Below are 20,434 nucleotides of genomic sequence, written 5' to 3'. Positions count from 1 at the left end.
GGAGGGACCCATGGCCACCAACATCCTGATGCCCGCCCTTTCGCCGACCATGGAGGAAGGCACGCTCGCCAAGTGGCTGGTCAAGGAAGGCGACCGCGTCGCCCCGGGCGATGTCATCGCCGAAATCGAGACCGACAAGGCGATCATGGAATTCGAAGCCGTGGACGAAGGCGTCATGGGGCGCATTCTGGTCCCCTCCGGCGCCGAGGGCGTGAAGGTCAATGCCCCGATCGCCGTGCTGCTGGAAGAGGGCGAAAGCCCCGACGCGACCCCCGGCGCCGCGTCGCCGACGCCGGTCGTCGCCACCGCGCCCGCGGCCCCCGCCGCCACCGCGCCCGCAGCGGCCGCCCCCGAACCCGACTGGCCCGCCGGAACCCGCACCAGGAAACAAACCGTGCGCGAGGCCCTGCGCGATGCCATGATCGAGGAAATGCGTCGCGACGACGACGTGTTCCTGATCGGCGAGGAGGTCGCGCAGTATCAGGGCGCCTACAAGGTTTCGCAGGGGATGCTGGATGAATTCGGCGAACGCCGGGTGATCGACACGCCGATCACCGAACATGGCATCGCCGGGCTGTCAGTGGGCGCAGCCTTCTCCGGCTTGCGCCCGGTCATGGAATTCATGACCTTCAACTTCGCCATGCAGGCCATTGACCAGATTGTGAATTCCGCCGCCAAGACGCTCTACATGTCCGGCGGGCAGATGAACTGCCCGATCGTGTTTCGCGGCCCCAACGGCGCTGCCGCGCGGGTTGCCGCTCAGCATTCCCAGGATTACGCGGCCTGGTACGCGCAGATCCCGGGCTTGAAGGTGATCCAGCCCTATTGCGCCGCCGACGCCAAGGGATTGCTGAAATCAGCCATCCGCGACCCCAATCCGGTGCTGGTGCTGGAAAACGAAATCCTCTACGGGCGCGCCTTCGAGGTGCCCGAGCTTGACGATTTCACCATCCCGCTCGGCAAGGCCCGGATTTGGCGCGAGGGAAATGACGTCACTCTGGTCAGCTTCGGAATCGGCATGAGCCACGCTCTGGAAGCCGCTGAAATTCTGGAAAAAGACGGCATTTCCGCCGAGGTCATCGACCTGCGCACATTGCGCCCCATGGACACGGAATCCGTGATCCGCTCGGTGCGAAAAACCAATCGATGCGTGACCGTGGAGGAGGGGTGGCCGGTCTGCTCGATCGGCAGCCACATCTCGGCGACGCTGATGACCGAGGCCTTCGACTGGCTCGACGCGCCGGTGATCAACTGCACCGGCAAGGATGTGCCGATGCCCTACGCCGCCAATCTCGAACGCATGGCGCTGGTGACCGCCGCAGAGGTCGTCGCCGCCTGCAAATCCGTCTGCTATCGCTGAGGGGAGGCCGTCATGCCGATCAACATCCTGATGCCGGCCCTGTCCCCGACCATGGAGGAAGGCGCCATCGCCAAATGGCTCGTCAAGGAAGGCGACGCCGTCGCCTCGGGCGATGTGCTTTGCGAGATCGAGACCGACAAGGCGGTGATGGAGTTCGAGGCCGTCGACGAGGGCGTGCTTGCGCGCATCGTCGTGCCCGAAGGCACGCCCAACGTGAAGGTCAACGACCTGATCGCGATCCTGATCGAGGAGGGCGAAACCCTGTCCGACGCCGAACCGGCCGCTGCGCCGGCGCAACCGGCGCCCGCCGCCGCCCCGCCCGCCCCCGCGGCCCCTGCCCCGTCGGCCCCGGCTGCGCCCCGCGCCGATGACGCCAAACGCGTGTTCGCCTCGCCGCTCGCGCGCCGGATCGCCGCCGAAAAGGGTCTCGACCTCACCGCCATGCAGGGCAGCGGTCCCCATGGCCGCATCGTCAAGGCCGATGTGGAGGCCGCACGGCCCGCCCCCTCGGCCCCCGCCCCCACCGAAACGCCGCAGGCGACGCCTGCGCCAACAGCGGCTCCGGACTCAGTCAGGAAGCTCTATGCCGATGCGCCCTTTGAAGAAATTCCGCTCGACGGCATGCGCAAGATCATCGCCGCGCGGCTGGTGGAGGCCAAGCAGACCATCCCGCATTTCTACCTGCGCCGCGACATCGAACTTGACGCCCTGCTCGCCTTCCGCGCGCAGCTCAACGGCGGGCTGGAAAAACGCGGCGTCAAGCTGTCGATCAACGATTTCATCATCAAGGCCTGCGCGCTGGCGCTCCAGCAGATCCCGGATTGCAACGCGGTCTGGGCCGGGGACAGGATCCTGAAATTCAGCCGCTCCGACGTGGCCGTCGCGGTATCCATCGAGGGCGGATTGTTCACGCCGGTGCTGCGCGGCGCCGAATCAAAATCCCTCTCGGCGCTGTCGGCCGAAATGAAGGACCTCGCCGCCCGGGCCAGGACCCGCAAGCTTGCGCCCCACGATTATCAGGGCGGCAGCTTCGCAATCTCCAATCTCGGCATGATGGGCATCGACAGTTTCGACGCGGTGATCAATCCGCCCCACGCCTCCATCCTCGCCATCGGCGCCGGCGTCAGGAAACCCGTGGTCAGGGGCGAAGACATCGTTCCCGCCACGGTGATGACCGTGACGCTCTCCGTTGATCATCGGGTCATCGACGGCGCGCTCGGCGCCCGGTTCCTCGATGCGATCAAAGGCAATCTCGAAGATCCGCTGACCATGCTCGCCTGAAAACCAGGCCGGAAACGCAAAAAAAGGCGCCGGACCCAAAGGCCCGGCGCCCGCCGAAAATCCTGAACCGCTCAGACCTGCTGATTCATGCTCAGCGAAGGATGGTCGCAGCCCGCGTCGCCGACGATCTCCGCGGGCACGCCCGCCACGGTCTTGCAGGGCGGCACGTCCTTGAGCACCACCGAGCCGGCCGCGATGCGGCTGCGCGACCCGACCCGAATATTGCCCAGCACCGCCGCGCCGGCCCCGATCATCACGCCCGAGCCGATCTTCGGGTGCCGGTCGCCATCCTCCTTGCCCGTGCCGCCAAGCGTCACCGAATGCAGCATCGAGCAGTTGTCCCCCACCACCGCCGTCTCGCCGATGACGATCGAATGGGCGTGGTCTATCATGATGCCCTTGCCCATGCTCGCGCCCGGGTGGATGTCCACGCCCAGCGCCTCCGATGTGCGCATCTGGATGTGATAGGCCATGTCCATGCGCTCTTCGCGCCACAGCCGCGCCGCCACGCGATGCGCCTGCACCGCCAGAAATCCCTTCAGGAACAGCAGCGGCTGGATGTAGCGGTGGCAGGCCGGATCACGATCGAACACCGCCATGATGTCCGAACGCATGGAATCGCGCAGATCCTCGTCGCTGTGCATCACCTCGTCGATGATTTCACGCAGCAGCAGCTCCGGCATATCCGCCGAAGCCAGTTTCTGCGCGATGCGATAGCTCAGCGCATCCTCAAGCGAATCATGGTGCAGGATGACCGCGTGCACCAGACTGGCGAGCAGCGGCTCCTTGGCCGCCATTTCGCCGCCCTCTTCACGGATCCTGCTCCAGACAGGATCGAGATTGGCGCAAGTCGATCGGTTTCTGGGCGCGAGCGGCATGACCGCCTCCCCTTTTTCAGATCCGCCGCCCATCGTGACGGCATCGCTGAAAGATCGTTGTTTTGGGGGAAATTTCAAGTGAAACTGTGTCATGGACCCCATCAGGATCGCACGGCATCGCGCCAAGCTTCTGGCGCGCATCGCCGAAATCAAGACCCTCGAAGCCGCCAATGACGAGGCCCGCGCCACCGTTGAACTCGATCAGCAGGCGGTGGGGCGGCTGAGCCGCATGGACGCCCTGCAATCCCAGGCCATGGCGCAGGAAACCCGCCGCCGCCGCATGGGCGAACTCAGCCGCATTGACGCCGCCCTCGCCCTGATGGAGGAAGACGAATACGGCTATTGCCGGCATTGCGGCGAACCCATCGCCGCCGGCCGACTCGAAATCGACCCGACCGTGCAGCGCTGCATCAATTGCGCCCGCTGACGACTAGTCGGGCCGAAACCGCCCTCCCAGTCGATTCGGCGGCCGCTGTCGCGCATAGCCGAAATTCAGCGCCAGGATCTCCACCAGCCGATACGCCCGCCCCAGCCATTCGTCGTCGCGCGGCGTCGGCGTCATCGCGGTGATCGCCGAAGCGACCGCGACAAGCGCAAACGCCGCCCGCACGGCGCGATCCAGCGCCATCAGCGCCAGATCGAGCCCCATCAACCACTCAGCCATGAACAAACCTCCCGATGCCGGACAAATCAGACGATCGCCGGCGCGGCGAGGGTCAGGTAGTGAATGGCGAACTTGACCCGCCCGCCGGTGAAATTCGCGCCTTCCGGCGTCAATCTCAAAGGCGTGTCCGCAGGATAGGCCAGCGGCGCGCCGCAGGGTCCGGGCACAACGTCGTTGAGCGCGATTCCCAATCCCGCGCCAAACCGCGTCGCCGCGCCCGAGACCCCAAGCGACCAGGCGGTCGCGCCGGCGATCGCCACACTGACGCGCGCCGTCACCCCATGCAGCAGCGCCCCCGCCGGGATCATCCCCGCCGTGTCATGCGCGGGTCCGGCGATCACGTCATGCTCGAACTCCAGGACCGAGAGCACGCCGCTCAGCGCCCCCGCGCCCAACACCGCCCAGACGCCGCTGGCGAACACGACCTCAAGCGCCTCGTCCTCGATCCAGGCGCGCCACCCCACCAGCGGCGCAACGAAATCCCAGCCGCCATTGACGAAGAACGCGATCAATCCGGTCTGCCCGGCCCATGCGCCCGATGCGCCCGCGGGCACGATGTAACGGTCTCCTTCCACCGCGCCGCCAGGCGGCGTCGCCACCCCCCGGCTTTTCGCGGACAGCATGTAAAGCGCGTCGAGCCGCGTGAACGCCTCGTTCACTGTGACGTGCTTCTGCGCCTGAGCGGCGGCAAGAAGCGGCAGCGAGAGTTGTGCGGTATCAGCCACTGAACGTCGCCTTTCCTTCAAAACCAGGTCCAAAACTTTCCGAGATCTGCGCCACGTCGAACCGCGCAACCACCCCGGCCACCACAGGCCCGATTCCATCCGCCGCCTGCGCGGCGGCGGCGTAGCTGAAATCAGGCGTGTTCAGCGTCACTTCGCGCACCAGCGCCCCGCCAGGATCACGCACCCGCAGCCGGTAGCGCTCGCTCGCCTCGTAAAGCGGCGTCTCGGCGGTGCTCCAACTGTCGAGATCGCGGCGCCCGCGGCGGGTCCAGGTCACCTCGATGGCGCCCCCGGCCCCCGCCGCCGCCGTGACCCCCACGGGCGAAAACGGCCGCAATCCGACCGCGTCATGGGTCCAGACCGCGTGCTGGAAACTGTCGTCGTTGAGATCGCGCCCCGCCGGCCCGATGCGATAATGCCGCTCCAGCCCGCGCGCCGCTTCGCCGGGCTCGAACCCGACCAGCGCCTCGTCCAGCATCATCAGGATAGCGCCCGCCGGCGCCGGATCGGCGATCAGCGTCTCCGTCCCGCCAAGCCCCCTCAGAAAGCCCGAGATCCGGTATTCGTCGGTTCCGACCAGTTCCGCCTCGCGAAATTGCAGCAGTTCCCAGCGGCCGTCCGCCGTCGCCAACGCCGCCAGATTGGCGCCGTTGTAAACCGCCAGATCGTCCGCCGCCTGCAATGCGCCCGACAGCATCTTGATCCGCACCCCCGGGCCCCGGCTCCAGCGCCAGGGCTGACTCGTCGCCAGCGGTCCGAGCAGGCGCCCCACCGTCGCCGGGCGCCGCGTGCGCCCCACGCGCTCATAGCCTTCGTCGCGATCGGACGAATACACCGCCACGGCGCCAGGCCAGTTCGCCGACCAGACCCCCACATGCGCGTCCGTGTCCGATCCGCCGAACCGCGCGTAGGGGATGTCCAGCAGCCGAAAGGCCGGCGGCGTCGGCGCGTCGCTGTCGCCCAGGGGCGGGGCTGGATCGGCGGCCACCGGCCGCGCCCCCAGCGCATAAAGGGCGCTGTCGGTGCGCGTCGCCTCGACCTCCCGCGACAATCCGTCGGTCACCCGCTCGATGCGATATTCGGCGCCCTCGAAATCGGTCAGCCGCACCACGTCGCCCGGCTCAAGCGCCAGTTGCGAGGGCGGCAGCGAAAACTTCGCCGTCTCCCGCGACACCGCGCTTTCCAGCGCCCAGCGTTCCGCGATGTTGCGCGCCACGCTGCGGGTCAGCGCGATCGGCAGATCCGAGCCCTGCACGCCCTCCGCCCCGCTCTCGGGCGATCGCACCTCCTCGGCCCCCGCCTGATAGTCGCTGTCGCCGCGCAGGAACCCGACGCGCACATCGCGCAGCGCGTCATTCTCAGGCGCGCGGGTCAGCTCGATGGGGCTGTCCTCGCCGCTGTCCAGCGCCAGATCGTCGCCGCCCAACTCGCGCACCGGCGCCGCGCCGCGCATCACGAAGCGGATCTGCCCGCCACTCTCATAGGCGTCGAACCCATAGGCCAGCATCAGCGCCTGCAGCGCCTCGCGCGCCGACTGCGTCTGTTCCTGCACGAACCCGTCGACAATGGCCTGCAGGCCCGAGGCGTCCGCCTCCGTCACCCCGGCTTCGCCGCAGATCTCCGCAACGATCTCGGCCAGCGAGGCCCCCGCGGTCCGCCCCCCCAGCCAATGCCCCAGCGCATGGTTCTCGCCATCCGACCAGACCGAGGTCTTCTGCGGAAAATCCGGCCAGGGGCGCGCGTCCCAGGTCCACACATAGGTGTTGGACAGGTCGATCATCCGACCCGCATACCGGTCCGAAACCGGATTATGCGCGGTCGAGCGCCAGCGCGCCGTCGCCGCCTGCAGCATCCGCCGCTGGATCAGATCGTCGCGCACGCCGGTCGAATAATACGGCAGCGCGTTCTCCGACGATTTCGGGTCGCTGAACACATTGGGCTGATTGGCGCCCTTGTCCACGGCGCCGCAGCCGATCTCGGTGATCCAGATCGGCTTGGATTGCGGACGCCACTTGGTGCGCGCGCTCAACCTCACCCCGTTCACCCGGTCGTGATGGGATTTCGACCACCAGTTCAGGATGTCCTTGGGCCGGTAGATCCAGTGTTCGCCATGGGCGCCGTCGCTGATCGGCGTGCGGATCTGCGCGTCGCGATCCGCGTCGCTGGCGTAATGCCAGTCATAGCCCTCGCCGGCGCCGAAACGCGACTTCAGGAAGTCGAGATCATAAATCGACCCCGTCTCCTGCGCGTCCAGATGATCGAACCCGTCGCGCCAGTCGGTCAGCGGCATGTAGTAGTCGATGCCGATGAAATCTATGGCGTCGTCGGCCCAGAGAGGATCGAGATGAAAAATCCTGTCGCCATTGGACGGCTGATGCCCGAAATACTCCGACCAATCCGCAGCATAGCCAATCTTCGTCGCGGCCCCGAGCACCGAACGCACATCGCCCGCCAGCCGCTGAAATTCCGCCACCGCCGGATAGTCGGTGCGCGACGACCGGATCTGCGTCAGCCCCCGCATTTCCGAGCCAATGCAGAACGCGTCCACCCCGCCCGCCGCCTTGCACAGATTGGCGTAATGCAGGATGAAGCGGCGCATCCGCCACTCCTCGGGGCCGTTGTAGATGACCTTCTCGCCGTTCAGATGAAAATCGTCCGGCTCAGCAAAGCCGAAGAATTCCTGCGCCTCGACCTCGGCGAACGCGGTCTGATCCGCGGTGCCCGCCTCGTCCGGCCCCAGATTCGTGGTGATGCGCCCGCGCCAGGGGAAAGTCGGCTGTTCGCTCGCCGGATCCCAAGGGTTGGCCAGCCCGTTGCCCGCGGGAATGTCCATCAGGATGAACGGGTAAAACATCACCTTCAGGCCGCGCGCCTTCATCTCCCGGATGAAATCGATCACCGATTGATCCGAGGGCGTGCCCCCGAATACCGGCCGCCCCTCGGCGTCGCGCCCGATCAGATAGGCCGAGGCTCGATCCTGCCCCGCCACGTTCCACTGCGCCGGCTTGGTGTTGGCGTCCGCGGTCTCGACTCCGGGGCGCAGCTGACAATGCGCCGCGCGCAGGTCGTCGCCGAACCAGCTCACCACCAGTGACACCGATCCGCATTCCGGCAGTTCCGTCTGCAGTTGATCCAGCGACACCAAGGCATCGGGCTTGCCCGCGGCGGTGTTGACATTGGCGAGCCGTTCGTCGCCCTCGTCCAGGATCACCCGCACCGGTTCGGTCGCATAGACGAACTCGCCGGTGCCCGGGGACATGGCGACGCCCTTGACGATTTCGCGCAAAGGCAGATCGACCTCGCCGGTTTCGATGGCGGGATCCGGGCGCGGCTGGCGATAGACCTCGACATTGATCTGCGGCATGCGATTGCCGAAGCGATCGACCGGCAGATCCTCGAACACCAGATAGGCCGTGCCGCGAAAGGCCGGCGCCGCGCCTTCGACCGCTTCGATCAGCGGATCCGGGCCCTGGGTCTCATCGCCCTTGTGCAGCCGCCAACTCACATCCTCCATGCGCAGCGGCTGCCCGTCGGCCCAGACCCGGCCGATGCGCTCCACCGGCCCCTCGCACAGCGCAATGGCGAAACTGATGGTGTAGGAATAATCGCGCACGGCGGGCCCGCCGCCGCCCTTGCCGCCGCCGCCGCTCTTGGCCACGTGCTCCTTGAACTTCGTGGACCAGATAACCTGCCCGGCCACCCGCATCCGCCCATAAAGCCGCGGCGTCGGCGTGCCTTCGGACGCGCCCTGCAGCCGCAGCGTCGAGGCCTTGCCCCGCTCCACCGCCTGCGCGCCGGACCCGAGGATCTTCTGGTCAAGCACCGCGCCGACGACAGACCCCACCGTCTGCCCCAGCGCCGCCGCGCCGACTCCAAGGAACGAACCGCCCACCGCGCCGCCAAGCGCGCTGCCTGCGGCCGCCAATACCAAAGTCGCCATGTTCTACTACCTCGGAAACCGGAAAGCCGCCGCTATGCGTCGCCGCCAGGAAGGCCCCAGCGACGATTCCACCACGCCGCGACCGCTATATGCGTGGATCATGCGCGGCTCGCCGCGCAGCGCGCCGCCCGCTTGCGTCAATATCGCCAGATGCTTGGCGGGCGCGCGCCGACGCATGCGAAACAGCAGCACGTCGCCGACCCCCGCCTCCGCCAGCGGGATTTGCGCCAGATGCCGCGCCGCCGCCCGCATCAGGCGTTCGTCGCGGCTCGGCTCCGACCAATCCGGCGTGTAGGGCGGGGGCGATTCTGGCTCGCGCCCCAGGACCTCGCGCCAAACCCCGCGCAGCAGGCCCAGGCAATCGGCGCCGCATCCCCTCAGGCTCGCCTGATGCAGATAGGGCGTGCCCAGCCAGCCGCGCGCCGCCGTCACGATGGCCCGCGCTTGCGCGTCAGGGCTGGAACAGCGATCCGCCGTCATGGCTGTCCTCCGATGTTGGGTAGGAGGCCGCCCAGTCCTCGCCGGGCATATGCGGAAAGCCCCGGAAATTGTCGAAATTGGCGAATTTCGCCTGACAGGTCTCGGCGCTCTTGTCGCAACCCGCGCTCAGAACGAACCCGTCTCCATTCGCCACCGGCGCCGAAGGCGCCCGCCACAGATCCACCACCGCGCCGCCGCTCTGGCGCAGGAACCGCCGAACCGCGACCGTCTCGCCCAGATTGCCGCCGGAACTCCATTCCAGCTTGCCAAGCGAAAACCAGTCCGCCGGAAACGCCGCCTCGTCCGCGAACCCGGACACCACGAACCGCCGCTCATCGATCGCCGATACGATGGCGCCGACCTGGCGAAACCCCCCGGTCAGCGACACCTTGCAGCGCGCGTCGCCGACCTCCGCGTCGCATTTGCGCAAGAACACCCGCCCCATGGGCCGGTTCAGAGCCTCGGACAATCCGGTGAACTCCACCTGGAACGCTTGCGCGCCGCGCCGTATCTCGCCAACCGTCCCCGAAAACACCTTCTCGCGCCGGTTGACCTCTCGCCAGTCCACCAGCCATTGCGTGATGGTGGCGCCGTCATAGCGCCCGCGCGCGATGTCCTCCTCGGTGATCGCGTCCGAGCGCAGCGCCCCGAGCGCCTCCATGTTGTCCACGCTCAGCCCCAGCGAACTTTGCAGCTCGGAACGGGTGAATCCGGTCTCCGGGCGGAAATCCCAACCCTCGAACGCGATCGGCTGATCATGGTCCGTGAACCCGAGCGCCACCCCGTCGCGCCGCTCGATCAGCCAGCAGCGGCAGAACGTGCTCGCCCCGCCAAGCAACTGGTTCTCAACGCCGGTTTTCAGGTTGCGCATCAGATACGCACCTCCACCACCGGGATCGAGGGGATCTCCCCCGCCTCCATCGCCGTCAGGCTGATGGCGATGCGGTCGGTGTCAAAGCGCACCGGCACGTCGAATTCGAATCCCGCCGTCACCACCGCGCCGGCGGCCGGCGGCGCGATGAAATTCACCACCCCCGTCGCCGCGTCCAGCGTGTAGTCGAACACCGCCCCCTGCTCGACCCCGTCCACGGCCACCCGTACGCTCGCCTCCACCGGCTTGGCGACAGGGCGCACATAAACCACCCCGTGCGACGCATAGCTCTTGGTCAGCTGAAACTCATGCGTCAGCCCGTCACCGGTCCCGATCGTCTGATCCGTGGGCGTGATGTCCAGCGACGGCCTGCTCGACTTGAAATCGATCCAGTCCTTCCAGCGAAACCCGATCAGCCGCCCCTTGCGCGCCTCGAAAAACGCCAGCACGTCATGCAGATCGTCGAGCGAACTCAATCCCATCCCCGCATCGTAGCGGCGGCGGGAATGCTGCCAGGCGGTGTTGCGCTCCTCACGGCCATTGGCCAGAGTCACCACTTCCGTGCGCCGCTCCGGCCCGCCGGTGGACCCCACCGACAGCCGCGACGGGAACCGGGTTTCGTGGAAAATCATGGGGTTCTCCTCACTGATGCCGCTGGCCGAACCGGACCGCGCGGGCGATCTGCGCCGCCACCTGGCTGCGCGACCGCTGGAAACCGTCGATGTCGGGCGTCGAGATGTTCACCGTCACCCGCGATCCGCCGCCGCCGCCCGAGGCGACGCCAAGCCGTCCGTCGGGCCCGCGCTGCAAGGGCAGGATCGCTTCCGGCCCCGCTTCGCCCATCAGCCCGGCCGCGCCGCCGCGCATGGGGAACATGGTCGGCCCTTCGACCACCCCGCCCCCGGCGAAGGCCCGCACCTGACCGGCGGAAAACGCCGCGCCGTCGGCAAAAAGGCTGGTCCCGCCCAACAGGCTGCCAAGCCCTCCGGAAATCAGGCTCCCCAACCCGTCGCCCACCGCCGACTGAACCGGCTTGATCGCCGAATTGAACAGCCGCCCCGACATGTCCCGCCCCAGCTGCTTCAATACGTCCGAGGCCTTGCCGCCGCCGAACACCAGCCGATCGAACGCGCCCTTCAGACTGCCGCCAAGCGTGGTCGACAGGGTCTTGGCCTCGGCCCCGGTGGCGCGCATCTCCTCGCGCATCCGCCGCATCTCGGCGCTGAACGCGCCCGAAACCGCCGAAACGTCGCTCACTCCGTCCGAGATCGGCAGATCATCGCCAAAATCAGTCATTCGCCGCTCTCCTGAACCTGTTTGTCGGGAAATCGCGCCAACAGGGCGTCAAGCGCGTCCCGGCCCATGGGGCGGGCGATTCGCTTGCGCCAGGGCGAGGCCGCCGCCTCCAGTTCGCGCGGCGTCATGCTCCAGAACGCGTCCGGCGTCAGCCGCATCTCGCCCAGCCCGAGCCGCATCAGCCCGGGCCAGTCCACGCGCGCCGCGACGGCGCTCACGCCCCGTCCTCCAGCGGCGCGAAGGTCGCCTGCATCAACCGCGCTCCGGCGCGCGCGGCGCCTGCGGCCCCGCCGGCTATGTCCATGGCGCCAAGCTCGGCGTCGCTGATCCCGCCCCCGGCGCCGCGCAGCCCGGCGCCCAGCAATGCCAGCAGGTCCTTCGCGCCAAAAACGCCGTCCTCAAAGCGCTGCGCCAGCCCCACCAGCCCCTCGGCCCCCAGCGCCGTCTCCAGTTCCGCCAGCGCGCCAAGCGTCAGCCGCATGGCATGCGGCTCGCCGTTCAGCACGATCTCAACCTCGCCCCGCGCCGGGTTCGCCATGAGCCTCAGACCCCCGTGAAGGTCAGCGCGCCGGCCGAGGCAAGCGCCAGTTCGTAGACCGCCTCGCCGTCATGCTGGCCGGAGTATTCAAGCGCGGTGATCTGAAACGCGCCCTCGATCACCCCGAAATCCGGGACGATGACCTGAAACACCGGGATCACGCCGTTGAAGAACGCCTCGCGCATTTTCGCGTCGGTCGCGGCGTCCAGAAACACCCCCGACCCGGTGATCGAGGCGCTGCGCACCCCGGCGCCGCCAAGAAGCTCGCGCCAGCGCTCGGTGGAGGCCACATTGGTCACGTCCACCGTCTGCGCATTGAACGAAATCCGCGTCGCGCGCAGCCCGGCCACCGAGGTGAACACCCCGGCATCGTCGATCTTCAACAGCAGGTCCTTGCCCTTTTGAGCCGCCATGTTCTGTTCCTTATGAGTAAGTTACGCCTCGACCCTGAACCGGAAACGCAGATCGATCCGGCGTCCCCCGTCCTTCACGCGCCGCGTTCGGGCCGACAAGAAATTCGCCGTGACGATGCGCCCGTCGGCCATCGCGGGCAGCGGCCCGGTCAGCACATCCGACATCGCCGCGCCTATCCGCTTGGCCCCGGAATATCCCTCGTCGCGGGTATGGATGGACATCTCCAGCTCATGCACCGCGCCGGTCAGCCCCACGGCCTCCCAGGCGTCCACCTGCTCGTCGCCAAAGGTCAGGTATGGCCCCTCCGAAGCCTCGGGCGCCTCGGCGTGCAGCGGCGCGTCATAGATGCGCGCGCCCACCAGCGCCGCGATCTCGGGCGAGGCGCTCAGGGCCGCATAAATCGTCTCCTGCAATGCCAAGGAAAGCGAATAAGTCATTGTATCGGCTCCTCATCCGCCCAACACACCAGGTATTGCCCGCGCGAATCCGCCTCCGTCACCGCGCGGATGCGAAACCGCCGCGCGCCTTCGCGAAACCGCTGGTCGGCCCGGGGGCGCGCGTCGGATCCGACCGGCGCCGCGCGCACCAGGATCCTGTGCGACACGCGCGAACGTCCGCGCGCCCCCACTTCGATCTCGCGCGCCGTGCGCGTGCGGATCGAGGCCCATAGCGTGCCAAGCTCGGTCCAGCTGCGGATCCAGCCGCCGGCGTTGTCGCTCACCCGCACCTCCTGCTCCAGCGCCAGCTTCCGGTTCAGAACCGGCGCGCTGATGTAGTCCCGCCGCCAGCTCACAACCGCACCTGCCGGAAACGGGACACCAGATTGCGCACTCCGAACGGCGCCTCGTCGGCGCGATTCATGGTGATGTGGCGCTGCTCGTGAAAATGCGAGGCCAGCAGCATCGCCGCCTGGCGCAGATCCACCGGGATCGACATCCAGTCGGCGCCGTAGCCGGCCTCCAGCTCCACTTCAGCGACCCCATCCGTGGGGATCGCCGGCAACGTGCGCCCGCCCGGCCCGGCCAGGCAGGGGGTGAACGTGTCGCGCAGAAGCACGTAGCGCGCCGAATCCACGCTCTCCCAGGCGCCCGAAGCGCCGATCAGCGTCACCGAGGCAATGAAATTCACCGGCGCGATGGGGATCGTCTGGCGCTCCGGCTGGCGCCAGCGGGTCACCTTCCACAGGAACCGCCGCGCAAACAGCGCCCGCCCGGTCATGCCCTCGACGGCGGAACAGGCGGCGCGCAGGTAAAGCTCCAGCCCGTCGGCCTGCGCGGCGTCGTTGATGAAGCCGCTGGGCAGCCGCAGATGCGTCGCCAGTTCGGCAAGCGGCAACGCAGTCACCGGCGCCGGGGTGATTTCAGTCAGCATCGAGGCCTCCGCGATCAGGATTCGGTAATGCGCAACAGGAAGCCGCGCGTCAGAACCCGCCCGGCGCTGGTGCGCACCCGGCAGGCGACGTGATAGATGTGTCCGGGACGGCCGCCGCGCAGAACCACGCGGGACACGCCCGCCTCGGTGCGCGCCGAAACCAGCGCCAGCGCCAGCGGGTCAAGCTCCTGAGGCACGATGGTCCAGCCAAGGTCCTCAAGCAGCGACTCATCGCCCTCCAGCGCCCAGTCGATCGCGTAGTCCCGCTCATCATTGGCGGATTTGCACATGTACGAACTCATGGAACCCCCGGATCCGTCGGCCAGAAAGCAACGCGGCCGACCATCTCAAGCAACGAAAAAACAAGGCCCCCGCACCGCATACAGGTGGGAGAAGCGCCAATGCGGCGCGGCGCAGGGGCCCCTCGCGGTCCGGATCACACCCGGCCCGCGATCACGAGAACGGCCTGAAGGCCGCCCCGATCCCCGATCAGCTGACCGCGAACTTCATCAGCTTGACGGCGCTGAAATCCGACACGTCGCCGCCAACGCGCTTGGTGGCGTAAAACAGCACATGGGGCTTGGCCGAGAACGGATCGCGCAGGATCCGCAGGTCCGGGCGTTCAGCGATCGTGTAGCCGGCGTTGAAGTCGCCGAACGCGATGGCGGTGGATCCGGCGGCGATGTCGGGCATGTCCTCGGCGATCAGCACCGGATAGCCCATCAGCCGCGCCGGCTCGCCGGCGGCCAGGCCGTCGGACCACAGGAAGCGGCCATCCGCGTCCTTCATCTTGCGCACCGCGCCGGCGGTCTTGGAATTCATCACGAAGGACGCCTTGGCCCGGTAACGCGCGCCCAGCGAATAGACCAGATCGACGATCGCGTCCGCCGGATCGGCGACCGAAAAATCGCCCGCCGCGCCGGTGGCCACATAACCGATCTGACCCCAGGTCTCGGACCCGTTCGCCGCGATCGGATAATTGAGGATGCCCGTGGGCTGATCGACGCCGTTGCCGGTGATGAAGGCCGAGCTTTCGGCGCGGGCGAACTTGTCGGCGATGCGCCCGGCCAGCCAGCCCTCGATGTCGAACGCGCTGTCGTCCAGCAGCCGCTGCGAGGCCTTGGGCAGCGCCGAAAGCTCATGCAGCGGAATGGAAATCCGCTCGATGACCGGGGTCGCGCCCTCGGCCACGGGGCCGCTCTCCGAGGCCCAGCCGCTTTCCACGTCGCCGTGATCCACCAGCACGTCGAACGCGTTGGCGTCCACCTGCACCACATTGGCGATGGCGCGCAGCGACCCGGCGCCGCTCAGCACCGACTGGATGCGCTCCGAAGTCTGGGGATCGACCAGATAGCCGCCCTCCGCGTTGACCGCGGTGTTGAGCCCCTTCTGCTCGACCTCAAGCCCGCGCAGCCCGTCATCGTCGCCGGAGCGAAGATAGGCGGCGAAGGCCTTCTGATGGGGGGCCTCCATTTCGGCGGCGCGCGACAACGCCGGGCGAACGGCGCTGGCGGACTTGCGGTCAAGCGCCTCGATGCGGTCTTCCTGGGATTTGAACCGTGCCTTCATGTCGTCCTGAAAGGCGCTGAATTCACGCAGAAAACCGTGGACGGCCGATTTCGATTCGAACGCGCCGGTCTTGGAAATGGTCATGCTTGTCTTTCCTTCAGTCAGGGTAAAACGCCGGGTTGGAGAAACGCGCGTCACTCGCGCAAGCTGCCGCGCGCCTCGGCCAGCGCGTCAGCCAATACGCGGCCCAGATCCGCCTCGCCCGCATCGGGCGAGGCGGCTGTCGCGCGCGCCTCGGGAAGCATCGGGAACGTGACCAGCGACACCTCCCAAAGATCGATTTCCTGCAGGATGCGCCCGCCATGGGGCGCCCGCACCGAGCGCACCGCCCGATAGCCGATCGACAACCCGTCAACGGCCCCGGCGCGCAGCAGCGCCAGCGCTTCGGCGCCCTGGCGGATCTCGGTCATCAGACGGCCCCGGACCAGCAGGCCCCTGCCGTCCTCGCGCACCGAATCCCAGATTCCGATCGGCTGCGCGGGATCGTGCTGCCACAACAGCTTCACCGACCGTCCCGCGCCCTGCAGGGCCTCCAACGAGCGGCGGAAAGCACCCGCCTCCACGATGTCGGCGCCCTGGTCCGCCGCCCCGAACACCGAGGCGTAGCCCTCGATCCGTCCGTCATCGGCGACCGTCGCCACCTGGTCGAAGGCGACGTATTTGGTTTCGAGTCCAGAAAGCGTCCGGCGCCCGCAGGGGCCGGAGTTCTCAAAATCATCCATGCGAATATTCCTAGGGTTGAGGGACGGCGCTCATCAGAAGCGTCGCGAACTGGCCCGTCATCGCCACCGCGATGGAGAACACCGCGACCCACATGCGCCGCTCCATGCGTTCGAGCCCGGTCTCCACATGCCGCAACGTCTTTTCCAGCGCCGCCCAGCGTTCGTCGAGCACCCGCTCCAACGCCTCGACCCGCGCATGGGCCGCATCGAACGGCTCGTAGAGAAACCGCGAGCCGGGCGTCTTGCCACGCAGGCTCGCCCGCATCACGCAGCCGCCGGGGGCAGGCCCAGAAGCGCGCGCTTTTCGTCGTCGCTGAGGAAATCCGCGCCCGAGACCCGCCGCCACAGCGCCTCGCGTTCCGCCGACAGCGCCGGGATCGCGTCCATGTCCGGGGTCAGGGTCAGGCTCTCGCCCATCTCCTCGCCCAGCCAGGAAATCAGCGATCCCGCCACCCGCTTGACCAGCGGCAGCACGCTCTGGCGATAGAACGCCCGGTTGGCCTCCTGATAATTGGCGTAAGTGGCGTCGCCGGGCAGCCCCAGCAGCATAGGCGGCACGCCGAAGGCGATGGCGATGTCGCGCGCCGCGGCGGTGCGGGTTTCCAGGAATTCCATGTCCGAGGGCGAGAACCCCATGGGCTTCCAGTCCAGCCCGCCCTCCAGCAGCATCGGCCGTCCGGCGTTGCGCGCGCCCTGATGGTTGGCCTCCAGCTCGTCCACCAGCCGCGCATACTGCTCCTGGCTCAGCGTGTCGCCGTCGGGCGAACGATAGATGATCGCCCCCGAAGGCTGCGCCGCGTTGTCCAGCAGCGACTTGGTCCAGCGCCCGGCCGCGTTGTGGATGTCCACCGCCGACGCCGCCGCCTCAAGCGGCGACATGCCGTAATGATCGTCCTGCGGATGAAAGCTCTTCAGATGCAGGATCGGACGGCTCTCGCCCATCTCGAAGCGCACCTTGCGCCCGCCAACCGCGTATTCATAGGCCGAGGGCCAGCCGTCCGGCCCCGGCACCACCCGCATCCGGTCGGGCCGCAGCGCGTGCAGCTCCACAGGCGCGCCGGTGCTCAGCCGCCCCGCCGCCTCCACATAGGCGTCGCCGCCCAGCAGCAGATGCCCGTAGACCGCCTCCAGGAACGCCGCCCCCTGCTGGCCCGGATTGGGGGCCGACAGCAGGCGCGCCACCGGATGCGCCTCGATGCGCCGCACGCCGTCCGACAGCACCAGCGGCGTCGCCGCCGCCGCTTCCGCCAACATCCGCACGCAGCGAAAACCGATCACGTTGCCCATGAACCCGTTGCGGGCCAACGAAACCTTGTCCCTGGGCGACCACGCCACGCGCCCAGAAGAAGAATACGCAACAACAGGCCCCGTCGCCGAAGCCTTCTTCTCGTCCGGCGTTGTTTTCGCCGTCCGCAACCAGTCGAACACCATGTCGCTTCCTTGCCGTTCGCGTGAAACCGCTTGCCCCGGGACCGCCGCCCCCTGGCGTTCCGAAAACCCGCCGCGCCAGCGGCGACGCGCTCACAAAGCCGCATTCGCGGCGAATGTCCCTAAAACCGCCGCGTGCGGCGGGCGCTTCAAAGGCGGCGCGCCCTCGGCCCGTTGCCCGGTTCGCGCAGCATCAGCTCCGTGACCGCCCAGACCAGCGCATCAACCCGGTCCGGGCTGCCGCCCCGCCGGTCGCCGGTAAAGGCGCACATCTGATCCTCAAGCGCCGGCAGCAGGCCCACATGACGCACGCGCCCCTGTTCGTAGAGCGCGGCGACGGGCTCCGCCCGCGCCGCCTTGCCCCGCGTGGCGCGCACCGCCCGATAGGCCACCGAGGCGTCAACCTGCCGGATCAGCGTCTCGACGAGATCGCCGCCCTGATTGACCTCGGCCACCAGCCGGTCGGCCTGATGGGCGTGAAACGCCGCCACCGCCCGCGCCGCCCAGGCGCTTGGCGCGACGCCCTGAACCGTGAGGTCCTCCAACACGTAGACCGCGCCGTTGGCGATCCCCGCGACGACGATCCCGCAGGCGTCCGAGGCCGCCCGGCTGGTCACCGGCGGATCCACCGCGATCACCACCCGCTGCATCTCCGGGGCCTCGCTCACCCGCGACGCCTCCAGCGTCTCGCGCAGCCACAGCGCGCCCGGCGCCTCGGTCAGCAACTCGCCCAGCAGTTCCTGGCGCCCCAATGACGTGCCGCCGAACCGCCGCTGCACCGCCTCGATGAACCCGGGCGCCAGATTGGCCCGGTTCGCCTCGGTCGGCGCGGACACCACCACCGTGTCGTCGGCCTCGATGATCTCGGTGAGCAGCGCCAGCCGTCGCGGCGTCGTCGTCACCATCTGCCGTGGCCGGGTCCCGAGCCGCAATCCGAATTGCAGCATGTCCCAGACCTCCCGCGCATGTTTCCATTTCGCCAGTTCGTCGCACCAGGCGGCGTCGAATTGCGGCCCGCGCAGCCCCTCGGGATCCTGCGCCGTGAAAATCCGCGCCTCGGCGCCGTTGGGCCAGACCAGCCGCTTGCGCGACACTTCGTAATGCGGCGCCCGGTCGGGGGGCGAGCAGGCCCTGATGCCCGACTCGCCCTCCACGATCACCTCGCGCGCCTGATCTATGGTCTCCGCGATCAACGCCACCCGCCTGCAGGCGCCCTGCGCCAGCGGCGTCGGCCCCTCGACGATGGCCCGCACCCACTCGGCCCCGGCGCGGGTCTTGCCCGCGCCGCGCCCGCCCAGCACCAGCCAGGTGCGCCAGTCGCCAGGCGGCGGCGACTGATGCCCCGGCATCGCCCAGACGTCAAAGATCCATTCAAGCGCCCTCAGAGCGTTCGGGCTCAGCCCCCTCAGCCACGCCTCCTGCTCGCAGGGCGTCTTTGAGGCGAGCCAGCTTGCCCATGATTTCCCTTCTGGCGCGATCAAGGTCGATGTCGCCTCGACCGAGCCCAATTCGTTCTGCGATCTGTTTTTCAATGCGGCTCTCAAAATCAATAAGCGTCTGCAAAGTCTTTTGATGCGTCTGGATCAGCGAATGCCGCTCCTTGGCATCACTCTGGTCGCCGCCGCCCAGGCGACGAATTTCACCAACAAGAATTTCGGCAATGCGTCGATAATTCGAACGGGCGTTTCTCAACGCTTCGAGCGGCCGGTTGCGGCCGCCGTTCTCACGGGTCATGCAGGATCCGATCCGTTGTGACAGACACCGCAAACAGCGAAGGCCGCGAACGATGTTCGCGGCCTCTTTCGCCCACCTCTCCCAGTGTGCCTAGATACCTACTCTACAGCGTGCGCGAAGTCAAGAACTATCGCACAGGTTGCGCTAGATTTTTGCCGAGCCAACACCGCGCCTACTGGTTCGCCCGCTGCTTCTCGATCTTGCGCCACTTGGCGACGTTGCGGTTGTGCTCCTTCAGGGTGCGCGCGAACGCATGCCCGCCTGATCCGTCAGCGACGAAATACAGGTAGTCGGTCTGCGCCGGCTGCACCGCCGCCGCGATCGCCGCCTTGCCCGGATTTGCGATCGGCGTCGGCGGCAGCCCCTCGATCAGATAGGTGTTGTAGTCGGTCTGGCGCTGCAATTCGCTGCGCTTCAGCCCGCGCCCCAGCTTGCCTCGCCCCTTGGTGAGTCCATAGATCACCGCCGGATCGGTCTGCAGCCGCATGCCGCGTCGCAGCCGGTTGACGAAGACCGAGGCCACCTCCCAGCGCTCCTCGTTGACCCCGGTCTCCTTCTCGATGATCGAGGCCAGAATCAGCGCCTCCTCAGGCGTGGCGATCGGCAGGTCCGCGGCCCGCGCCTCCCAGGCGGCCGCCAGGATCCGCTTTTGCGCCTCGCTCATGCGCCCGAGCACCGCCATGCGCGATTCGCCGCGCTGGAACGAATAGGTGTCGGGCGCCAGCGACCCTTCGGGCGGGATCTCTCCGATCTCCCCGGTCAGCAGCGGCTCCGCCTTCAGCAGCTCCACCACCTCCCACGCGGTCAGCCCCTCGGGCGCCGTCACCAGATGCTGGACCGAGCGCCCGGACACCAGCAGCGCCAGCACCTCTTCCATCGAAGCCCCGGCCGGCGTTTCATATTCCCCGAACCGGATTTTCGCCGCCTGTCCGCTGTAGCGCGCGCCCAGCCTGAAAATCATCGGATCGGCGATCACCCCGGCATCCGCAAGCAGCGTCGAGACCTGCTCCAGCCCCGCGCCCGGCGGCACCACGATCACCACCGGCGCCGCGCTTGGCCCCGCCGCGCGGAATTGCTGCACGCCGTAGCCGATCGCCGCGGCCAGCGCAAAGCCGAGCACGATCAGCACCGTCAGCGTATTCGCCGCCAGGTTTTTCATCGGA

Annotated in this window: 25 protein-coding genes; 3 read left to right on the top strand and 22 right to left on the bottom strand. The window is 67.9% G+C overall.

Annotation, left to right across the window (positions count from 1 at the left end; all coding sequences use genetic code 11):
- Positions 1–10: 10 nt before the first annotated feature.
- Complete coding sequence (locus AC1HC7_RS05085; RefSeq protein ID WP_479498741.1) at positions 11–1,360, top strand: pyruvate dehydrogenase complex E1 component subunit beta; 1,350 nt, start codon at positions 11–13, stop codon at positions 1,358–1,360.
- A gap of 12 nt (positions 1,361–1,372) precedes the next feature.
- Positions 1,373–2,641, top strand: a complete 1,269-nt coding sequence (locus tag AC1HC7_RS05080) for a pyruvate dehydrogenase complex dihydrolipoamide acetyltransferase (RefSeq protein WP_479496066.1) — start codon at positions 1,373–1,375, stop codon at positions 2,639–2,641.
- 71 nt (positions 2,642–2,712) lie between these two features.
- Here AC1HC7_RS05080 and cysE read toward each other — a convergent pair whose 3' ends face one another.
- A complete protein-coding gene (gene cysE / locus AC1HC7_RS05075) occupies positions 2,713–3,519 on the bottom strand; it encodes a serine O-acetyltransferase (protein ID WP_479496067.1) in 807 nt (268 codons plus the stop codon).
- Positions 3,520–3,610: 91 nt separating this feature from the next.
- On the opposite strand from cysE, the gene AC1HC7_RS05070 reads away from it, so the two are divergent.
- Positions 3,611–3,946 (top strand): TraR/DksA family transcriptional regulator, encoded by a 336-nt coding sequence (locus tag AC1HC7_RS05070; RefSeq protein ID WP_479496068.1) that lies wholly within the window; start codon positions 3,611–3,613, stop codon positions 3,944–3,946.
- Between the two features lie 3 nt (positions 3,947–3,949).
- Here AC1HC7_RS05070 and AC1HC7_RS05065 read toward each other — a convergent pair whose 3' ends face one another.
- The 21 genes from AC1HC7_RS05065 to mltG form a co-directional block, all read right to left on the bottom strand.
- Positions 3,950–4,183: a hypothetical protein gene (locus AC1HC7_RS05065; protein ID WP_479496069.1), complete on the bottom strand. Its 234-nt coding sequence runs from the start codon at positions 4,181–4,183 to the stop codon at positions 3,950–3,952.
- 26 nt (positions 4,184–4,209) lie between these two features.
- On the bottom strand, positions 4,210–4,908 hold the full coding sequence (locus AC1HC7_RS05060; RefSeq protein WP_479496070.1) for a DUF2793 domain-containing protein: 699 nt from the start codon (positions 4,906–4,908) through the stop codon (positions 4,210–4,212).
- Entirely contained in the window at positions 4,901–8,848 is a 3,948-nt protein-coding gene (locus AC1HC7_RS05055) for a baseplate multidomain protein megatron (protein WP_479496071.1), read from the bottom strand. The genes AC1HC7_RS05060 and AC1HC7_RS05055 overlap by 8 nt, the downstream gene beginning before the upstream one ends.
- 6 nt (positions 8,849–8,854) lie before the next feature.
- Positions 8,855–9,328, bottom strand: a complete 474-nt coding sequence (locus AC1HC7_RS05050) for an NlpC/P60 family protein (RefSeq protein ID WP_479496072.1) — start codon at positions 9,326–9,328, stop codon at positions 8,855–8,857.
- Positions 9,300–10,199 carry a DUF2163 domain-containing protein gene (locus AC1HC7_RS05045; protein WP_479496073.1) on the bottom strand — a complete coding sequence of 300 codons (900 nt, stop codon included), beginning with the start codon at positions 10,197–10,199 and terminating at the stop codon, positions 9,300–9,302. The genes AC1HC7_RS05050 and AC1HC7_RS05045 overlap by 29 nt, the downstream gene beginning before the upstream one ends.
- Positions 10,199–10,831: a phage distal tail protein, Rcc01695 family gene (locus tag AC1HC7_RS05040; protein ID WP_479496074.1), complete on the bottom strand. Its 633-nt coding sequence runs from the start codon at positions 10,829–10,831 to the stop codon at positions 10,199–10,201. The genes AC1HC7_RS05045 and AC1HC7_RS05040 overlap by 1 nt, the downstream gene beginning before the upstream one ends.
- A 10-nt stretch (positions 10,832–10,841) precedes the next feature.
- A complete protein-coding gene (locus AC1HC7_RS05035; protein WP_479496075.1) occupies positions 10,842–11,495 on the bottom strand; it encodes a phage tail tape measure protein in 654 nt (217 codons plus the stop codon).
- Positions 11,492–11,713: a rcc01693 family protein gene (locus AC1HC7_RS05030; protein ID WP_479496076.1), complete on the bottom strand. Its 222-nt coding sequence runs from the start codon at positions 11,711–11,713 to the stop codon at positions 11,492–11,494. The genes AC1HC7_RS05035 and AC1HC7_RS05030 overlap by 4 nt, the downstream gene beginning before the upstream one ends.
- Positions 11,710–12,033, bottom strand: a complete 324-nt coding sequence (locus tag AC1HC7_RS05025) for a GTA-gp10 family protein (protein WP_479496077.1) — start codon at positions 12,031–12,033, stop codon at positions 11,710–11,712. The genes AC1HC7_RS05030 and AC1HC7_RS05025 overlap by 4 nt, the downstream gene beginning before the upstream one ends.
- A 5-nt stretch (positions 12,034–12,038) precedes the next feature.
- Positions 12,039–12,446 (bottom strand): phage major tail protein, TP901-1 family, encoded by a 408-nt coding sequence (locus AC1HC7_RS05020; RefSeq protein ID WP_479496078.1) that lies wholly within the window; start codon positions 12,444–12,446, stop codon positions 12,039–12,041.
- 21 nt (positions 12,447–12,467) lie between these two features.
- On the bottom strand, positions 12,468–12,884 hold the full coding sequence (locus AC1HC7_RS05015) for a DUF3168 domain-containing protein (RefSeq protein WP_479496079.1): 417 nt from the start codon (positions 12,882–12,884) through the stop codon (positions 12,468–12,470).
- A complete protein-coding gene (locus AC1HC7_RS05010; protein WP_479496080.1) occupies positions 12,881–13,240 on the bottom strand; it encodes a phage head closure protein in 360 nt (119 codons plus the stop codon). The genes AC1HC7_RS05015 and AC1HC7_RS05010 overlap by 4 nt, the downstream gene beginning before the upstream one ends.
- Positions 13,237–13,818, bottom strand: a complete 582-nt coding sequence (locus AC1HC7_RS05005; RefSeq protein ID WP_479496081.1) for a head-tail connector protein — start codon at positions 13,816–13,818, stop codon at positions 13,237–13,239. Before AC1HC7_RS05005 ends, AC1HC7_RS05010 begins: the two co-directional genes overlap by 4 nt.
- 14 nt (positions 13,819–13,832) lie before the next feature.
- The gene (locus tag AC1HC7_RS05000) at positions 13,833–14,120 is read right to left on the bottom strand and encodes a phage fiber-tail adaptor protein (protein WP_479496082.1); all 288 of its coding nucleotides are present in this window, start codon (positions 14,118–14,120) and stop codon (positions 13,833–13,835) included.
- 187 nt (positions 14,121–14,307) lie between these two features.
- Positions 14,308–15,471: a phage major capsid protein gene (locus AC1HC7_RS04995; protein ID WP_479496083.1), complete on the bottom strand. Its 1,164-nt coding sequence runs from the start codon at positions 15,469–15,471 to the stop codon at positions 14,308–14,310.
- A gap of 50 nt (positions 15,472–15,521) precedes the next feature.
- Positions 15,522–16,109 (bottom strand): HK97 family phage prohead protease, encoded by a 588-nt coding sequence (locus tag AC1HC7_RS04990; protein ID WP_479496084.1) that lies wholly within the window; start codon positions 16,107–16,109, stop codon positions 15,522–15,524.
- Positions 16,110–16,119: 10 nt separating this feature from the next.
- Positions 16,120–16,374, bottom strand: a complete 255-nt coding sequence (locus AC1HC7_RS04985) for a GTA head formation protein, RCAP_rcc01685 family (RefSeq protein WP_479496085.1) — start codon at positions 16,372–16,374, stop codon at positions 16,120–16,122.
- Positions 16,374–17,540: a phage portal protein gene (locus AC1HC7_RS04980; RefSeq protein ID WP_479496086.1), complete on the bottom strand. Its 1,167-nt coding sequence runs from the start codon at positions 17,538–17,540 to the stop codon at positions 16,374–16,376. The genes AC1HC7_RS04985 and AC1HC7_RS04980 overlap by 1 nt, the downstream gene beginning before the upstream one ends.
- A gap of 146 nt (positions 17,541–17,686) precedes the next feature.
- The gene (locus AC1HC7_RS04975; RefSeq protein ID WP_479498740.1) at positions 17,687–18,886 is read right to left on the bottom strand and encodes a DNA-packaging protein; all 1,200 of its coding nucleotides are present in this window, start codon (positions 18,884–18,886) and stop codon (positions 17,687–17,689) included.
- A 22-nt stretch (positions 18,887–18,908) separates the two neighbouring features.
- Positions 18,909–19,271 (bottom strand): hypothetical protein, encoded by a 363-nt coding sequence (locus AC1HC7_RS04970; protein WP_479496088.1) that lies wholly within the window; start codon positions 19,269–19,271, stop codon positions 18,909–18,911.
- Positions 19,272–19,443: 172 nt separating this feature from the next.
- Complete coding sequence (gene mltG / locus AC1HC7_RS04965; RefSeq protein WP_479496089.1) at positions 19,444–20,430, bottom strand: endolytic transglycosylase MltG; 987 nt, start codon at positions 20,428–20,430, stop codon at positions 19,444–19,446.
- Positions 20,431–20,434: the final 4 nt, after the last annotated feature.

Source organism: Oceanicella sp. (assembly GCF_056449545.1).
Note: the sequence above shows the minus strand (reverse complement) of the source record. Positions and strands in the feature narration are given on the sequence as shown.

Bases quoted from the DNA above. Each gene is read 5' to 3' on its own strand.
- AC1HC7_RS05035 (WP_479496075.1), bottom strand. From the start codon at position 11,495: ATGACTGATTTTGGCGATGATCTGCCGATCTCGGACGGAGTGAGCGAC.
- AC1HC7_RS04970 (WP_479496088.1), bottom strand. From the start codon at position 19,271: ATGACCCGTGAGAACGGCGGCCGCAACCGGCCGCTCGAAGCGTTGAGA.
- AC1HC7_RS04975 (WP_479498740.1), bottom strand. From the start codon at position 18,886: ATGCCGGGGCATCAGTCGCCGCCGCCTGGCGACTGGCGCACCTGGCTG.
- cysE (WP_479496067.1), bottom strand. From the start codon at position 3,519: ATGCCGCTCGCGCCCAGAAACCGATCGACTTGCGCCAATCTCGATCCT.
- AC1HC7_RS05040 (WP_479496074.1), bottom strand. From the start codon at position 10,831: ATGATTTTCCACGAAACCCGGTTCCCGTCGCGGCTGTCGGTGGGGTCC.
- AC1HC7_RS05070 (WP_479496068.1), top strand. From the start codon at position 3,611: ATGGACCCCATCAGGATCGCACGGCATCGCGCCAAGCTTCTGGCGCGC.
- AC1HC7_RS05065 (WP_479496069.1), bottom strand. From the start codon at position 4,183: ATGGCTGAGTGGTTGATGGGGCTCGATCTGGCGCTGATGGCGCTGGAT.
- AC1HC7_RS05050 (WP_479496072.1), bottom strand. From the start codon at position 9,328: ATGACGGCGGATCGCTGTTCCAGCCCTGACGCGCAAGCGCGGGCCATC.
- AC1HC7_RS04990 (WP_479496084.1), bottom strand. From the start codon at position 16,109: ATGGATGATTTTGAGAACTCCGGCCCCTGCGGGCGCCGGACGCTTTCT.
- AC1HC7_RS05025 (WP_479496077.1), bottom strand. From the start codon at position 12,033: ATGGCGAACCCGGCGCGGGGCGAGGTTGAGATCGTGCTGAACGGCGAG.
- AC1HC7_RS05055 (WP_479496071.1), bottom strand. From the start codon at position 8,848: ATGGCGACTTTGGTATTGGCGGCCGCAGGCAGCGCGCTTGGCGGCGCG.
- AC1HC7_RS05085 (WP_479498741.1), top strand. From the start codon at position 11: ATGGCCACCAACATCCTGATGCCCGCCCTTTCGCCGACCATGGAGGAA.
- AC1HC7_RS05045 (WP_479496073.1), bottom strand. From the start codon at position 10,199: ATGCGCAACCTGAAAACCGGCGTTGAGAACCAGTTGCTTGGCGGGGCG.
- AC1HC7_RS04980 (WP_479496086.1), bottom strand. From the start codon at position 17,540: ATGGTGTTCGACTGGTTGCGGACGGCGAAAACAACGCCGGACGAGAAG.
- AC1HC7_RS04995 (WP_479496083.1), bottom strand. From the start codon at position 15,471: ATGACCATTTCCAAGACCGGCGCGTTCGAATCGAAATCGGCCGTCCAC.
- AC1HC7_RS05000 (WP_479496082.1), bottom strand. From the start codon at position 14,120: ATGAGTTCGTACATGTGCAAATCCGCCAATGATGAGCGGGACTACGCG.
- AC1HC7_RS05080 (WP_479496066.1), top strand. From the start codon at position 1,373: ATGCCGATCAACATCCTGATGCCGGCCCTGTCCCCGACCATGGAGGAA.
- AC1HC7_RS05005 (WP_479496081.1), bottom strand. From the start codon at position 13,818: ATGCTGACTGAAATCACCCCGGCGCCGGTGACTGCGTTGCCGCTTGCC.
- AC1HC7_RS05020 (WP_479496078.1), bottom strand. From the start codon at position 12,446: ATGGCGGCTCAAAAGGGCAAGGACCTGCTGTTGAAGATCGACGATGCC.
- AC1HC7_RS04985 (WP_479496085.1), bottom strand. From the start codon at position 16,374: ATGCGGGCGAGCCTGCGTGGCAAGACGCCCGGCTCGCGGTTTCTCTAC.
- AC1HC7_RS05015 (WP_479496079.1), bottom strand. From the start codon at position 12,884: ATGACTTATTCGCTTTCCTTGGCATTGCAGGAGACGATTTATGCGGCC.
- mltG (WP_479496089.1), bottom strand. From the start codon at position 20,430: ATGAAAAACCTGGCGGCGAATACGCTGACGGTGCTGATCGTGCTCGGC.